The 14,641-nt window shown below is 44.8% G+C and carries 16 protein-coding genes; 7 read left to right on the top strand and 9 right to left on the bottom strand.

Annotated features, from left to right (window positions below; genetic code table 11):
* The first annotated feature begins 21 nt into the window (after positions 1 to 21).
* Both OCU46_RS01675 and OCU46_RS01670 read left to right on the top strand, forming a co-directional pair.
* The gene (locus OCU46_RS01675) at positions 22 to 2,883 is read left to right on the top strand and encodes a valine--tRNA ligase (RefSeq protein ID WP_141273096.1); all 2,862 of its coding nucleotides are present in this window, start codon (positions 22 to 24) and stop codon (positions 2,881 to 2,883) included.
* A 637-nt stretch (positions 2,884 to 3,520) separates the two neighbouring features.
* A complete protein-coding gene (locus tag OCU46_RS01670; RefSeq protein ID WP_141273094.1) occupies positions 3,521 to 3,904 on the top strand; it encodes a DUF2061 domain-containing protein in 384 nt (127 codons plus the stop codon).
* Between the two features lie 80 nt (positions 3,905 to 3,984).
* On the opposite strand, the gene rraB is transcribed toward OCU46_RS01670, so the two are convergent.
* Positions 3,985 to 4,401, bottom strand: a complete 417-nt coding sequence (gene rraB, locus OCU46_RS01665; protein WP_017028806.1) for a ribonuclease E inhibitor RraB — start codon at positions 4,399 to 4,401, stop codon at positions 3,985 to 3,987.
* A 193-nt stretch (positions 4,402 to 4,594) separates the two neighbouring features.
* Here rraB and arcA point away from each other — a divergent pair, with 193 nt between their 5' ends.
* The 5 genes from arcA (at position 4,595) to OCU46_RS01640 (ending at position 8,928) form a co-directional block, all read left to right on the top strand.
* On the top strand, positions 4,595 to 5,815 hold the full coding sequence (gene arcA / locus OCU46_RS01660; RefSeq protein ID WP_141273092.1) for an arginine deiminase: 1,221 nt from the start codon (positions 4,595 to 4,597) through the stop codon (positions 5,813 to 5,815).
* A gap of 71 nt (positions 5,816 to 5,886) precedes the next feature.
* Positions 5,887 to 6,891: an ornithine carbamoyltransferase gene (locus OCU46_RS01655; RefSeq protein WP_141273090.1), complete on the top strand. Its 1,005-nt coding sequence runs from the start codon at positions 5,887 to 5,889 to the stop codon at positions 6,889 to 6,891.
* Between the two features lie 202 nt (positions 6,892 to 7,093).
* Positions 7,094 to 8,023 carry an aspartate carbamoyltransferase gene (gene pyrB / locus OCU46_RS01650; RefSeq protein WP_141273088.1) on the top strand — a complete coding sequence of 310 codons (930 nt, stop codon included), beginning with the start codon at positions 7,094 to 7,096 and terminating at the stop codon, positions 8,021 to 8,023.
* Positions 8,024 to 8,039: 16 nt separating this feature from the next.
* The gene (gene pyrI, locus OCU46_RS01645) at positions 8,040 to 8,501 is read left to right on the top strand and encodes an aspartate carbamoyltransferase regulatory subunit (protein ID WP_141273086.1); all 462 of its coding nucleotides are present in this window, start codon (positions 8,040 to 8,042) and stop codon (positions 8,499 to 8,501) included.
* A gap of 37 nt (positions 8,502 to 8,538) precedes the next feature.
* The gene (locus OCU46_RS01640) at positions 8,539 to 8,928 is read left to right on the top strand and encodes a RidA family protein (RefSeq protein WP_141273123.1); all 390 of its coding nucleotides are present in this window, start codon (positions 8,539 to 8,541) and stop codon (positions 8,926 to 8,928) included.
* 50 nt (positions 8,929 to 8,978) lie between these two features.
* On the opposite strand, the gene OCU46_RS01635 is transcribed toward OCU46_RS01640, so the two are convergent.
* The 8 genes from OCU46_RS01635 to mlaF all read right to left on the bottom strand — a co-directional run bounded on the left by OCU46_RS01635 (position 8,979) and on the right by mlaF (position 14,518).
* Positions 8,979 to 9,722 (bottom strand): 1-acylglycerol-3-phosphate O-acyltransferase, encoded by a 744-nt coding sequence (locus OCU46_RS01635; RefSeq protein WP_141273084.1) that lies wholly within the window; start codon positions 9,720 to 9,722, stop codon positions 8,979 to 8,981.
* Positions 9,723 to 9,943: 221 nt separating this feature from the next.
* Positions 9,944 to 11,212: a UDP-N-acetylglucosamine 1-carboxyvinyltransferase gene (gene murA / locus OCU46_RS01630; RefSeq protein WP_141273082.1), complete on the bottom strand. Its 1,269-nt coding sequence runs from the start codon at positions 11,210 to 11,212 to the stop codon at positions 9,944 to 9,946.
* A 9-nt stretch (positions 11,213 to 11,221) separates the two neighbouring features.
* A complete protein-coding gene (ibaG, locus tag OCU46_RS01625) occupies positions 11,222 to 11,476 on the bottom strand; it encodes a BolA family iron metabolism protein IbaG (RefSeq protein ID WP_141273081.1) in 255 nt (84 codons plus the stop codon).
* The gene (locus OCU46_RS01620) at positions 11,469 to 11,801 is read right to left on the bottom strand and encodes an STAS domain-containing protein (RefSeq protein ID WP_141273079.1); all 333 of its coding nucleotides are present in this window, start codon (positions 11,799 to 11,801) and stop codon (positions 11,469 to 11,471) included. Before OCU46_RS01620 ends, ibaG begins: the two co-directional genes overlap by 8 nt.
* Positions 11,801 to 12,442, bottom strand: a complete 642-nt coding sequence (mlaC, locus tag OCU46_RS01615) for a phospholipid-binding protein MlaC (RefSeq protein ID WP_141273077.1) — start codon at positions 12,440 to 12,442, stop codon at positions 11,801 to 11,803. Before mlaC ends, OCU46_RS01620 begins: the two co-directional genes overlap by 1 nt.
* 2 nt (positions 12,443 to 12,444) lie before the next feature.
* The gene (gene mlaD / locus OCU46_RS01610) at positions 12,445 to 12,924 is read right to left on the bottom strand and encodes an outer membrane lipid asymmetry maintenance protein MlaD (RefSeq protein ID WP_141273075.1); all 480 of its coding nucleotides are present in this window, start codon (positions 12,922 to 12,924) and stop codon (positions 12,445 to 12,447) included.
* Between the two features lie 2 nt (positions 12,925 to 12,926).
* Entirely contained in the window at positions 12,927 to 13,715 is a 789-nt protein-coding gene (mlaE, locus tag OCU46_RS01605) for a lipid asymmetry maintenance ABC transporter permease subunit MlaE (protein WP_244311460.1), read from the bottom strand.
* Positions 13,715 to 14,518, bottom strand: a complete 804-nt coding sequence (gene mlaF, locus OCU46_RS01600) for a phospholipid ABC transporter ATP-binding protein MlaF (RefSeq protein WP_141273072.1) — start codon at positions 14,516 to 14,518, stop codon at positions 13,715 to 13,717. Before mlaF ends, mlaE begins: the two co-directional genes overlap by 1 nt.
* Between the last annotated feature and the right edge of the window lie 123 nt (positions 14,519 to 14,641).

The raw sequence follows: 14,641 nt of genomic DNA, 5'->3' as shown, positions 1-14,641 counted from the left end.
AATTATCCATGTAAGAGCATTATGGAAAAGACATATAACCCACAATCTATCGAACAAGATCTGTATCAGACTTGGGAAGAAAAAGGCTACTTCAAGCCACACGGTGACACCTCGAAAGAATCATACTCAATCATGATCCCACCGCCGAATGTCACAGGTAGCTTGCACATGGGACATGCATTCCAAGACACCATCATGGATACGCTAATCCGTGCTGAGCGAATGAAGGGCAAAAACACCCTTTGGCAAGTAGGTACTGATCACGCTGGTATTGCCACTCAAATGGTTGTTGAGCGCAAGATTGCAGCAGAAGAAAACAAGACTAAACACGACTACGGCCGTGAAGCTTTCATTGACAAGATCTGGGAATGGAAAGCTGAATCTGGCGGTACTATCACTCAGCAGCTTCGTCGCCTTGGTGCCTCTGTAGACTGGGATCGTGAGCGATTCACTATGGATGACGGCCTGTCGGCTGCAACTCAAGAAGTATTCGTTCGTCTATACGAAGAAGACCTTATCTACCGTGGTAAGCGTCTAGTTAACTGGGATCCGAAACTGCACACTGCAATTTCAGATCTTGAAGTTGAGAACAAAGACAAGAAAGGCTTTATGTGGCACTTCCGCTACCCGCTAGCAAATGGTGCTACAACGGCTGACGGAAAAGACTACATCGTAGTTGCTACCACTCGTCCAGAAACAATGCTGGGTGATACTGGTGTTGCTGTAAACCCAGAAGATCCTCGTTATAAAGATCTTATTGGTCTGCACATTGAGCTGCCTATCGTAGGTCGTCTAATTCCAATCGTTGGTGATGAACATGCTGACATGGAAAAAGGCACAGGTTGTGTGAAGATCACTCCTGCACACGACTTTAACGACTACGAAGTTGGTAAGCGCAACGGCCTACCAATGATCAACATCCTAACGTTCAACGCTGATATTCGTGATGCGGCTGAAGTATTCAATACTAACGGCGAAGAAAGCGATGTATACAGCACTGAGCTTCCGGCCAAATACCATGGCATGGAGCGTTTTGCCGCTCGTAAGGCTATCGTTGCTGAATTTGAAGAACTAGGCCTACTTGATGAAATCAAGGATCACGACCTAACCGTTCCTTACGGTGACCGTGGTGGCGTGGTGATTGAACCAATGCTAACGGACCAATGGTACGTTCGTACTGCTCCTCTAGCTGAGCCAGCGGTAAAAGCAGTTGAAGACGGTCAAATTCAATTTGTACCTAAGCAATATGAAAACATGTACTTTGCGTGGATGCGTGATGTACAAGACTGGTGTATCTCTCGTCAACTTTGGTGGGGCCATCGAATCCCAGCATGGTACGACAACGACGGCAAAGTCTATGTAGGTCGCACTGAAGAAGAAGTGCGTGAAAAGAACAACCTAGCGCCAGTGGTAGTACTGCGCCAAGATGACGATGTTCTGGATACTTGGTTCTCTTCTGCGCTTTGGACTTTCGGTACGCAAGGCTGGCCTGAAGATACTGATGCACTGAAAACATTCCACCCATCTGAAGTTCTAGTATCAGGCTTTGATATTATTTTCTTCTGGGTTGCTCGTATGATCATGATGACCATGCACTTCGTGAAAGACGAAGACGGCAAGCCTCAAGTACCGTTCAAAACCGTGTACATGACAGGTCTTATCCGTGATGAAAACGGCGACAAGATGTCTAAGTCGAAGGGCAACGTACTTGACCCTATCGATATGATTGATGGTATTGGTCTTGAAGAGTTAGTTGAAAAGCGTTGTGGCAACATGATGCAACCGCAATTAGCGAAGAAGATCGAAAAGAACACTCGTAAGACCTTCGAAGACGGTATTGAACCATACGGTACTGATGCATTGCGCTTTACGCTAGCAGCAATGGCTTCAACCGGTCGTGATATCAACTGGGACATGAAGCGTCTAGAGGGTTATCGTAACTTCTGTAACAAGCTGTGGAACGCAAGTCGCTATGTTCTAATGAACACAGAAGACCAAGATTGCGGTTTTGCACAAGGAGCAGAGCTAGAGTACTCAATCGCTGACAAGTGGATTGAATCTCAGTTTGAACTTACAGCAAAAGAGTTTAACGCTCACCTAGACAACTACCGTCTAGACATGGCTGCGAACACGCTGTACGAGTTCATCTGGAACCAATTCTGTGACTGGTACCTAGAGCTAACTAAACCTGTTCTTTGGAAGGGTACTGAAACTCAGCAGCGCGCAACACGTCGCACGCTAATCACGGTTCTTGAGAAGACTCTACGTCTTGCTCACCCAGTTCTTCCTTACATCACAGAAACAATCTGGCAGAGCGTTAAGCCGCTGGTTGATGGTGTAGAAGGCGATACAATTATGACTCAAGCACTGCCTCAGTATGAAGCAGCCAACTTCAACCAAGAAGCGCTTGATGATATTGAGTGGGTTAAAGCATTCATTACTAGCATCCGTAACTTGCGTGCAGAATACGATATTGCTCCAAGCAAGCCACTAGACGTAATGCTTAAGGCTTCTGATGCAAGCGATGTAACTCGCCTAGAAGCAAACAAGGCTGTGCTTATGTCTCTAGCCAAGCTTGAGAACATTACTGTTCTAGAAGACGGCGCAGAGACTCCTGCATGTGCAACCTCTTTGGTTGGCAAGTCTGAGCTAATGATCCCAATGGCTGGTTTGATTGATAAAGACGCTGAACTTAACCGTCTAGCGGGCGAAATCAAGAAAACTGAAGGCGAAATCAAGCGTATCGAAGGCAAGTTAAACAACCAAGGCTTTGTTGCAAAAGCACCAGAAGCAGTTGTTGCTAAAGAGCGTGAAAAGCTTGATGGTTACAAAGAAACACTGACTAAACTGGCTGAGCAGCAAGCGACAATCGCAGCGCTGTAATAGTAAGTAGTTAAATGGAAAGGGTTGACGAGAGTCAGCCCTTTTTTTGTGCCTGATTTGCTCTGCTAGTTGCTCATGTTTGGTGCGCTATGAGTTATTTGTCTCAGGTAGCTTTTGTGCTCTCTAAGGTTCTGGATCAAGTCCAGAATGACGGTGCCAAATAGTTATATTGGTAGTACCTCCCGCCCCGAAAGAACCGTCATTCCGGCCAATGAGCCGGAATCTTAGGTCGCACATTGCGTGCCTTAAATACTCTCTAAGGTTCTGGATCAAGTCCAGAATGACGGTGCCAAATAGTTATATTTGATAGTACCCTACTACCTCTAGAGAGCCGTCATTCCGGCCATCGAGCCGGAATCTTAGGTCGCACATTGTGTGTCTTAAGCACTCTCTAAGGTTCTGGATCAAGTCCAGAATAACGGTGCCAAATAGTTATATTGGTAGTGCCTCCCTACCTCGAGAGAACCGTCATTCCGGCCAGTGAGCCGGAATCTTAGGTCGCACATTGCGTGCCTTTAACACGCACTCAATACCTTGATTGTTTTTCCCTATCAAACTAATTAAAAAATAACCATTGACCAAATGAGAATAATTATCAATACTATTCTCAACAAAGAAAAACACTATAGGCTCTACAATGAAAAAGACACTTAGCTTTGCAGTATTACACTTCTCAATTGCCTTCACCGTGGCTTACGTTCTTACGGGTGATGTAATCCTAGGTAGTCTAATTGCAATGATTGAGCCTAGCGTTAACACTGTGGCATTTTACTTTCATGAAAAAGTCTGGAATTCAGTACCTTACTTAAAAGCAAAGCAGGCGTTTTCACAGATTAAAACCACCAGCTTTGCCGTTGTTCACTTTAGTGTAGCGTTTACTGTTGTGTACTTAATCTCTGGAGATGCTTTGGCGGGAGGTTTGCTAGCTTTAGTCGAGCCAACCATCAATACAGCAGCTTATTATTTCCATGAGCGAGTATGGGGTAAGTACTTCACACAACCAACACTAAGTCATGCGTAATCGCCATAGCCAATCTTTGTAGTAGGTACAAAAAAGCTCGCTAAATAGCGAGCTTTTTCAGTTAGATAGACAGGCAACGATTACTCGTCTTCATCATCTTCTTCGTCATAAACAAGTGCGTCTTCGCCCTCGTAGTATGTACCCCAGCCGTCATAAATAATGTCGTACTTTTCAGCAAGGTTAATCAGCTTCTCAACTTGCTGATCGATCAACTCAGGATCTAGTGCACAAGTCATTGTTGCATCACAGCACAATAGCTTTTTGCCATCTTCGTCTTCGGTTTCTTCTGCTTCTAGAACCTCAAAACCCATCTTGAAGGCTTCAACAACCGCTTTTTCTAGAGTCTCAAAATCCTCAGCAAAAAGGTGATGTTCAATTTCATACAAAGCATCAGGTTCACTACCGTCTTCAAGTAAAGCGGCGATAATGTCGCGCGTCTCTTCTTTCTGAAATTCGATAAGTTCTTCGACTGATAGATACTCTTCCACTTGTGACATGGGTGTGCTCCCGAACAGGTAAAAATAATAGATTTATATACCGACGAAATATGGCACGGTTCGACACGAAATACCATATCTAGGCTCAATCTAGGGGGAGATTTCTCAATTATCCTCCTCGCTTACCTCTGTAACTTGCAACTTCACTCCAACCTTGTCATAAAGGGTGGGTCATAATGAGAAAGGATGCATAATGAGTAAGCTGTACGTCGGTTCAGAGGTGGGACAACTGCGCCGTGTTTTACTTAATCGCCCAGAAAGGGCTCTCACCCACTTAACACCCTCAAACTGCCAAGATTTATTGTTCGATGATGTACTGGCGGTAGAAGCTGCTGGTGAAGAACATGATGTTTTTGCTCAAGCGCTGCGAGACCAAGATGTTGATGTATTACTACTACACGACCTTCTAGCCGAGACTCTCGCAATCCCTGAAGCCAAGCGATGGCTATTACAAAATCAAATTTCAGATTATCGATACGGCCCAACCTTTGCCAATGAACTCCGTGAGCACCTCGCTGACATGGACAACGATCATCTTGCAACAGTTCTCACTGGTGGCCTAGCCTACTCAGAGCTATCCATAACCTCTACGTCTATACTGCCTAAGATGCACAAGGCTCTCGATTTTGTTATTGATCCACTGCCTAACCACTTATTCACGCGCGATACCTCATGCTGGATCTATGGTGGTGTTTCGTTAAATCCAATGATGAAAAAAGCCAGAAAGAGAGAAACCAACCATCTTCGCGCTATTTATCGTTGGCACCCTACGTTCGCCACGCAAAGCTTTGAAAACTATCTTGGAAATGAAAATGAGCACTACGACAACACCAATATCGAAGGGGGTGATGTATTAGTGATTGGCCGAGGTAGCGTGTTGATTGGAATGTCTGAGCGCACTACCCCGCAGGGCGTCGAAAACTTAGCCCATCGACTTTTTGAGACAGGACAAGCAACACAAGTCATCGCATTAAGACTGCCTAAGACCCGTTCATGCATGCACCTCGACACAGTAATGACCCAACTTAATGTGGATACCTTTTCTATCTATCCAGAAGTCATTAATTCCTCTCTGGAGACTTGGGTTCTAACTCCATCAGATAAAGGCCGTGTACACGCTGTTCAGGCTGACTCATACGCTAGCGCTATAAAAGATGCCTTGGGTTTGCAAGAGCTGAAGATAGTGACCACAGGAGGCAACAGTTATGAAGCCGAACGTGAACAGTGGAATGACGCCAATAACGTGTTAACCGTGAAGCCTGGTGTCGTGATTGGTTATGAACGCAATGTCTATACCAATGAAAAGTATGAACAAGCCGGTATCAAAGTCATATCCATTCCTGGGAACGAACTCGGTCGAGGGCGTGGCGGCGCTCGCTGCATGAGCTGTCCTATTGAAAGGGATGCGATCTAAATGAGTTTATATTTGATTTAATAGAATTTGTATGCAATAAAACATACATAACACCGAATGAGAGAACCCGTATGGCCTACAACCTAAGAAACCGTAACTTTCTAAAACTTTTAGATTTTACTCAAAAAGAGATTCAGTTCTTATTAGACCTTTCTGCCGACCTAAAAAAAGCTAAGTATGCAGGTACAGAGCAAAAGCGACTGCAAGGGAAAAACATCGCTCTTATTTTTGAAAAGTCTTCTACAAGAACACGCTGTGCGTTTGAGGTAGCAGCCTTTGATCAGGGCGCTCAGGTTTCTTATTTAGGCCCATCTGGTTCTCAAATTGGTCACAAAGAGTCGATGAAAGATACCGCTCGCGTCCTCGGACGTATGTATGATGGCATCGAGTATCGTGGTTTCGGTCAAGCTATTGTCGAAGAGCTAGGGGAATACGCCGGCGTACCAGTTTGGAATGGTCTAACTGACGAGTTTCATCCTACGCAAATCTTGGCAGACTTCTTAACTATGCAAGAACATGCGCGCGGAAAGCAGCTTCATCAAATTAGCTTTGCCTACCTTGGAGATGCGCGTAATAACATGGGTAATTCATTACTTGTGGGCGCAGCAAAAATGGGGATGGACATTCGCTTGGTTGCACCAAAGGCCTACTGGCCAGAAGAAGAGCTCCTCGCACAATGTCAGGAAATCGCCCAAAGCAGTGGGGCGACGATCACCCTCACTGAGGATGTTGTCTCTGGCGTAGAAGGCTGTGATTTCTTGTACACTGATGTCTGGGTCTCTATGGGTGAGCCTGCTGAAGCTTGGGAAGAGCGCATTGCCGTAATGAAGCCTTATCAAGTGAATATGGATGCAATTAAGGCAACCGGTAATCCACACGTTAAGTTCATGCATTGCTTACCTGCTTTTCATGATGACCAAACCACTGTAGGTAAAGAGATAGCTGCTAAATATGGTATGCAAGGTCTTGAGGTTACCGATGAAGTGTTTGAGTCTGAGCACTCAATTGTGTTTGATGAGGCGGAAAATCGTATGCACACCATCAAGGCTGTAATGGTTGCAACCCTAGGTCAATAATTCTGACGCAAACGCTTGCGATTGCATACCTAGCGCGTATAATCCCAAACGATAAATAGGAGGGTTGTATGCTACACCGTGGCAATCAAAACGTGACTAAGAAACACTGCCAGCGCCGTGTTCCACTCCTATTCATTCAGAATTGATTCTAGCCTCCCTTTTTAGGGGGGCTTTTTTGTGCGTACTATCAGGGGAAGAAACCATGCAAAACACGCTTTTCAATAAGCACATCATCTCCATTCCAGAGCTAAACCGCGAAGAGCTTGAGCTTATTGTGCAAACGGCAGGAAAACTCAAATCAGAGCCTATGCCTACACTACTAAAGAACAAGGTTGTCGCTAGTTGCTTTTTTGAGCCTTCTACGCGCACACGTCTATCATTTGAAACTGCAATTCAACGCGTTGGCGGCAGTGTCATTGGTTTCGACAACGGCGGTAACACCTCACTCGCAAAGAAAGGTGAAACCCTAGCAGACTCAGTACAGGTCATATCAACGTATGTTGACGCGTTTGTAATGCGCCACCCTCAAGAAGGCGCAGCTCGATTAGCATCAGAGTTTTCCAATGGTGTACCAGTGATTAATGCTGGTGATGGCTCAAACCAACACCCTACACAAACTCTACTAGACCTATTCTCAATCTACGAAACCCAAGGCCGTTTAGATAACCTTAACGTGGCTTTTGTCGGCGACCTTAAATATGGTCGTACCGTACACTCTCTTACTCAAGCATTGGCTAAGTTTGATAACGTTCGCTTCTACTTTATCGCACCTGAAGCTTTAGCTATGCCGGATTACATTTGTGAAGAGCTAGATGAAGCAGGCATTCAATATAGCCTGCATACCGATATGGAAAGCGTCATTCCTGAGCTAGATATCCTGTACATGACTCGCGTTCAAAAAGAGCGTTTTGACGAATCAGAGTACGCTCACATCAAGTCAGCTTATATTCTCACAGCAGCACAGTTAACAGAGGCACGTGAAAACCTAAAGGTTTTACACCCTCTACCTCGCGTTGATGAAATCACCGTAGATGTCGATAAAACACCTCACGCCTACTACTTTACCCAGGCTGAAAATGGTGTGTATGCCCGTGAAGCCCTGCTAGCACTAGTTCTAAACCAAACCCTGTAATAGAGGAGATTTAACCATGACTAAACCAACTCAATTACAAGTTGAAGCGATTAAAGACGGTACTGTAATCGACCATATTCCTGCACACGTAGGTATCAAAGTACTGAAGCTATTCTCAATGCAGAAGTCGAACGAGCGAGTCACCATTGGCCTAAACCTGCCTTCATCGGCACTGGGCGCGAAAGACATCCTGAAGATTGAGAACGTATTCATCAATGAAGAGCAAGCGAGCAAGTTAGCCCTTTACGCCCCTTACGCGACAGTCAATCAGATTGAAGATTACAAGGTGGTAAAGAAGCTGGAGCTAGAGCTGCCAAGCCAAGTTCGTGGTGTATTTGCTTGCCCTAACAGCAACTGTATTACCCACGGAGAGCCTGTTGAAAGTCAGTTCAATGTGGTTGAAAAGAAAGACAGCATTCGTTTGAAATGTAAATACTGTGAAAAAGTGTATTCACGTGAAGTGGTCACTGAGTTATAACTAGTATTCGCAAAAACAAAATAGAAATGGAATGAAAATGACGAAAGTACTGCATACTGACAATGCTCCAGCAGCAATCGGCCCTTATGTTCAAGGTGTTGACCTAGGCGGCATGGTAATGACTTCAGGTCAGATCCCTGTAAACCCAGAGACAGGCGAAGTGTCTTCTGATATTGCAGAGCAAGCGAGACAGTCTCTAGAAAACGTTAAGGCTGTAGTTGAATCATCAGGTCTAAGTGTTACCGACATCGTTAAGATGACGGTCTTTGTAAAAGACTTAAATGACTTTGGTACCGTCAACGAAGCATATGGCAAGTTCTTCGATGAGCACAATGTAGCTAACTACCCTGCACGCTCATGTGTAGAGGTTGCGCGTCTTCCTAAAGATGTAGGCATCGAGATCGAAGCTATTGCGGTTCGCAAATAAGACTATTTGCTAGTGACTAAAAAGGGAGCCGAAGCTCCCTTTTTTATTGTTTAGTTTTTCACGCCGTCAGCGGCATTTCTTGCATCGACTTCTTCGTCTAAGCTTTTTAGTTTTTCTTCCATCTGACCACGACAAAGCTCTGCCAATTTGCGCACATCGGTTTTGCTGTATTGTGAAGTATCCACCGGTGGTAGCATCTCGATAATCACATGACCGTTATTCCAGCGGTTTAGTTTGATCTTATCTTGAGTGGTACTACATACAATTGGAATAATCGGTGTTTCTGCACCAATTGCCGCGTGAAATGCTCCAGTCTTAAACGGCATCAAACCACGACCTCGAGAGCGAGTGCCTTCAGGGAACATCCATACAGAAAGGCTGCTTTCCTTCATTTTATCGATCACTTGATCAATAGTACCCATTGCTTTAGAGCGGTTGGCTCTATCAATAAGAATGTTACCTGTTAGCCAGTAGATCTGACCAAACAGAGGCAGCCATAATAGGCTTTTCTTACCCACAGTCACCACACTCGGTGTTACCGCAGAAGATACAGTGAAAAGATCCCAAGAGTTTTGATGGTTTGCAATGTATACAGCCTGACCACGCGTGTAAGCATCTTTCGGCAGTCTCAATTCTAATTTAACACCAAACACACGGTGCATTGCACCAAAGTATCGACCAAGGGTGAACACGTGTTTTGGGTTTCTTGGGCTAAATAGGCAGTAACCACACCCAAACACAAACATCAGTACAGCAAAAATTGCGACCATAACTATGCGCAGTAAAGCAATCATTGTTTCATTCCTAGCGATATCCTTCGCAGTTATATTGTTATACCCAAGATATCCAAATCTCGGGGACACTGTTCTTTAAGAAGGTTGTGCCCATGTTTTCCTAGGGCTTAGACTCATTGCATGCACCCGCTGTCAGCAGCGGAGCTTGACTCCACAAGTCTACCAAATAAAAAAGCCGAAACCATAAGGTTTCGGCCTGAAATAGCATCTAAATATCGTAATTAGTCACTAAATCTTTCTATATTAGCACCTAACAAGCTGAGCTTATGTTCAATGCGATCATAACCGCGATCAATATGGTAAATACGGTCGACTATAGTTTCACCCTTAGCGATGCAGCCAGCAATAACTAAGCTCGCTGATGCACGAAGATCTGTTGCCATAACCTGAGTACCACTTAGCTCATCGCTGTCGCCACAAATTACTGTGTGACCTTCGATTTCTGCTTTTGCGCCCATACGCTGTAATTCAGGCACATGCATGAAACGGTTTTCAAAGATGGTTTCGGTGATGACACCACCGCCTTTGGCCATCATGTTAAGCAGAGTAAACTGCGCTTGCATGTCTGTAGGGAAACCTGGGTGTGGCGCCGTACGAACAGTGATAGCTTTGAGCTCACGACCAGTCATATCAGCAGAGATCCAATCTTCGCCGGTCTCAACCTTAGCACCCGCCTCTTCTAGCTTAGCTAAAACAGCCTCTAGTAAAGACGCACGAGTATTACGACACACAACCTTGCCACCTGATACAGCAGCTGCAACAAGGAAGGTACCCGTTTCGATGCGATCAGGAACAACGGTATGCTCACCACCACCAAGACGCTCTACGCCCTCGATAGTAATTGTATCTGTACCTGCACCCGTGATTTTTGCACCTAAGGTATTTAGGAATTCAGCGGTATCAACAATCTCTGGTTCACGAGCAGCATTGTCTAGAACCGTAGTTCCTTCAGCTAGTGTTGCAGCACTCATAATGGTAATAGTGGCGCCTACGCTCACTTTATCCATCACGATGTGTGAGCCCTTTAGGCGTCCATCAACCTTAGCTTTAACATAGCCATCTTCTAGAGTGATTTCTGCACCAAGATGCTCAAGACCTTGAATATGCAAATCCACTGGACGCGCGCCGATAGCACAGCCACCCGGCAAACTTACTTGGCCTTCACCAAATCTTGCCACTAGAGGGCCTAATGCCCAAATAGATGCTCGCATGGTTTTGACTAGCTCGTAAGGCGCACAGAACTCGTTAATTTCAGATGAATCCACCAGCAAGGTAGTGGTATCGCCATCGCGCGATGCTTTTGCACCCAACTGTTGCAGTAGTGCCATGCTTGTATCGATGTCACGAAGTTTAGGAACATTGTGCAACGCTACAGGCTCTTCTGCCAATATTGCAGAGAATAAAATAGGTAAGGCCGCATTTTTAGCGCCAGAAATCGAAACCTCACCACTGAGTGGTGCTGACGATCCAGTTACTCGGAATTTTTCCATGACTTTTCCTTAAAGCGACATGAGTTTTTTATCGCGCTGCCACTCATCAGGAGTAAAAGCTTTGATTGATACCGCATGGATATCATTACGTTGGATATACTCCATCAAAGGTGCATAGATAAGCTGTTGCTTTTTAACACGACTCATACCTTCAAAAGATTCGTCAACGGCAATGACCTCATAGTGGCTACCTTCGCCTTTCACATGAATTTCTGCTAGCTGCAACGCGTCGTCGAGCAATTTCTTAACTTGTGTACTATCCACTTTTACCCTCAATCTCGATTTCTATATGCCCCGCCAGTAACGGCATTGCATTACTTACTTCAAATAGTGTAAGCAGTTTATTTGGTACAGATCGCAACATTATATGGCAGTTACAATTTTTTGCATGTTCAATTAAGTGCAGAATGAGTGCCATCGCCGCAGAATCGGAATTTAATATCTGTTTTAGGTCAATATCTAACCGTTCTGAGCTAGGTTGCCACGCAGAAACCTGCAACCATAGCTGTGGAACTGTGTTTCGATTAAGTACGCCTGTTATTTCAGCATGCTTTTCATCGATGATTGTCCAAGTTACGTTATTTTTCATTAATTGACTGACTCATAACGAATCGGAGTTTTAGCTAGCCTAGCCAACTCTTCCGTAACGGCTGGTAGACCATCAGTACGGATCTTTCCGCCCCACTCTGACTGTTTACTGGATATCAAACTGACACCTTCAGCAACCATGTCAAAGGCTTGCCACTCCCCAGTTTTTTTATCTTTACGCCACTTAAATTCAATCTTAATAGGCGGGCGGTCGCCTTGCACTATTTCTACTGGGATAGAAACGATACGCTGATCATCCCTTATCGGCTTTGGCTTCGAATATTTTATCTGCTGGTCTTTATACTGAGTAAGCACCTGTGCGTATGAGGTTACAAGATACTCGCGAAAGGCTACCAAAAAGTCTGCGACTTCGGCTTTATCCGCTCTTTTCAGGTGATTCCCCAATACCTTTAATCCCGCATAGCGATCATTTACGTAGGGCATTAGTTCTTCTTCTACCACAACCTTGAGTTGATCCGGAGACTCTCTTAGTTGAGCTTGCTCGCTTTTGAGTCGATCGAAAGTATTGCTCCCTACCTGTTCCATCATCTGATATGGCTGAGTCTTATCTATGGTCGCACCCCAGACAATCGGTGAACAAAGCATTAAAATCAATGAGATAAATCTAAGAATGCATTTCATACTTATTCTCCTGAACCATCACCAACGCTATATAAAAACTGTCCAATCAGATCCTCTAGCACCAGTGCCGATTTAGTATCTTCAATCAGGTCACCATCTTCGAGTAACTCTACATCCTCATCGATAAAGCCAGGTATCAAACTAATGTACTGCTCTCCTATTAAGCCTGAAGTCAATATGTGTGCACTTGAGGTATCAGGGAAGTGACCATAGTTTTCACCAATCGAGAGGGTCACTATGGGAGTATAGTATTTGGTGTCTAGGCTAATATCCGATACTCTCCCCACGACCACCCCACCAACCTTGACGGGAGAACGCACTTTGAGGCTACCTATATTGTCAAAATACGCTCTTAACTTATAACTGTCTTGGTTTCCTAGCGATTTTACATCGGCAACCTTAAACACCATAAAAAGCACCGCAATGATGCCAAGGATCATAAAACTACCGACCCAAAATTCTAACTTCCTTGATTGACTCATACTTAACTTCCAAACATTAATGCGGTAAGCACAAAATCCAGCCCCAACACGGCTAGAGAGGAATGCACTACTGTGCGAGTAGTTGCTTGACTGATGCCCTCTGAAGTAGGCACAGCGTCATAGCCGTTAAACAAAGCGATCCAAACTACAGTGATAGCAAATACCACAGATTTTATTAGGCTATTGCCAATATCTCGGCCAAGTTCCACAGAGGATTGCATTGCCGACCAAAAACTTCCGTGATCAATGCCCTTCCAATCAACACCGACCAACTGACCACCCAAGATGCCAATAGCAATAAAGATCATAGTAAGCAGTGGCATCGAAATCACGCCAGCCCAAAACCTTGGATTGATAATGCGCTTTAACGGGTCTACTGCCATCATCTCTAGGCTCGATAACTGCTCAGTTGCCTTCATTAAGCCTATCTCAGCGGTCAATGCAGACCCTGCACGCCCAGCAAACAGTAACGCTGTTACTACAGGACCTAATTCTCGCAATAAAGATAAGGCAACCATCTGCCCTAGGCTTCCCTCTGCGCCATAATCAACTAGCACCACATAGCCTTGAAGGCTCAAAACCATACCGATAAACAGCCCTGACACCATAATGATTGCCAAGGATTGCACCCCGACTGAATGAAGCTGTTTAATTAGCAGAGGGAAGCTCTTTAACGGTTCCGGCTTACTCAATAATGCACCGAGCATCATAAAGGTCGCTCTGCCAAAAGAGCGGCTTAGCCTCACTCCTGAAGCGCCAAAATCAGCAACCTTGTTAACCACTTTAGACATCATCGTAGAAACAGATCCTTCTCTAATTGCCGTGAAGGAAATGCAAAGGGCACCGCACCATCTGCATTTCCTTGCAAAAACTGCTGAACCCTTGGATCGGCGCTCTGTTCGATCTCTTTAGGCTGCCCTTTGGCAATAATTTTCTTGTCTGCCATCAAATACACATAGTCAGCAATGCTCATAACCTCGGGTACATCATGAGACACCACGATAGAGGTAATACCTAAGGCTTGATTTAGCTTTTGAATCAACTCAACCAATACACCCATTGTAATAGGGTCCTGCCCCACGAAAGGTTCATCGTACATAACCACTTCAGGGTCTAACGCTATCGCTCGAGCTAGAGCAACTCTTCGCGTCATTCCTCCAGACAGCTCGCTAGGCATCAAGCCTGCAGCTCCTCTCAAGCCAACCGCTTCTAGCTTTAAAAGTACAATGGTATGAATGAGCGATTCGGGCAGAGCGGTATGTTCACGAATTGGAAAGGCTACGTTGTCAAAAACCGTCAAATCGGTAAAAAGTGCCCCCGATTGAAACAGCATGCTCATTTTCTTTCGGGTTTGGTATAGCTGCCCTCGACTCAAGGCTGGGATATTATTGTCTTCAAACCATATCTCTCCACTATCTGGCTGTATCTGCCCGCCAATTAGCTTCAATAATGTGGTTTTACCAATGCCCGATGGCCCCATAATAGCGGTAATTTTTCCTTCAGGAATGGATAAACTGATGTCATCAAAAATCACCCTATTGCCACGCGAGAAGGTGACATTATTGAGAATGATTTTAGGATTTGGTTCAGCCATCGACACTCCTTGTCCAGACTATGCACGCGCAATATATTAAAAAGGTTGAATAAATCAGTTAGTTGCTCGACTTAATCATAGGAATTTTATTAGACTTATGTGTAAATAATTTGTCTAAAATCT

Source organism: Vibrio comitans, from assembly GCA_024346835.1.
Lineage (GTDB): Bacteria > Pseudomonadota > Gammaproteobacteria > Enterobacterales > Vibrionaceae > Vibrio > Vibrio comitans.
The sequence above is the reverse complement of the archived record's forward strand: the minus strand, read 5'-3'. Positions and strand labels throughout refer to the sequence as shown.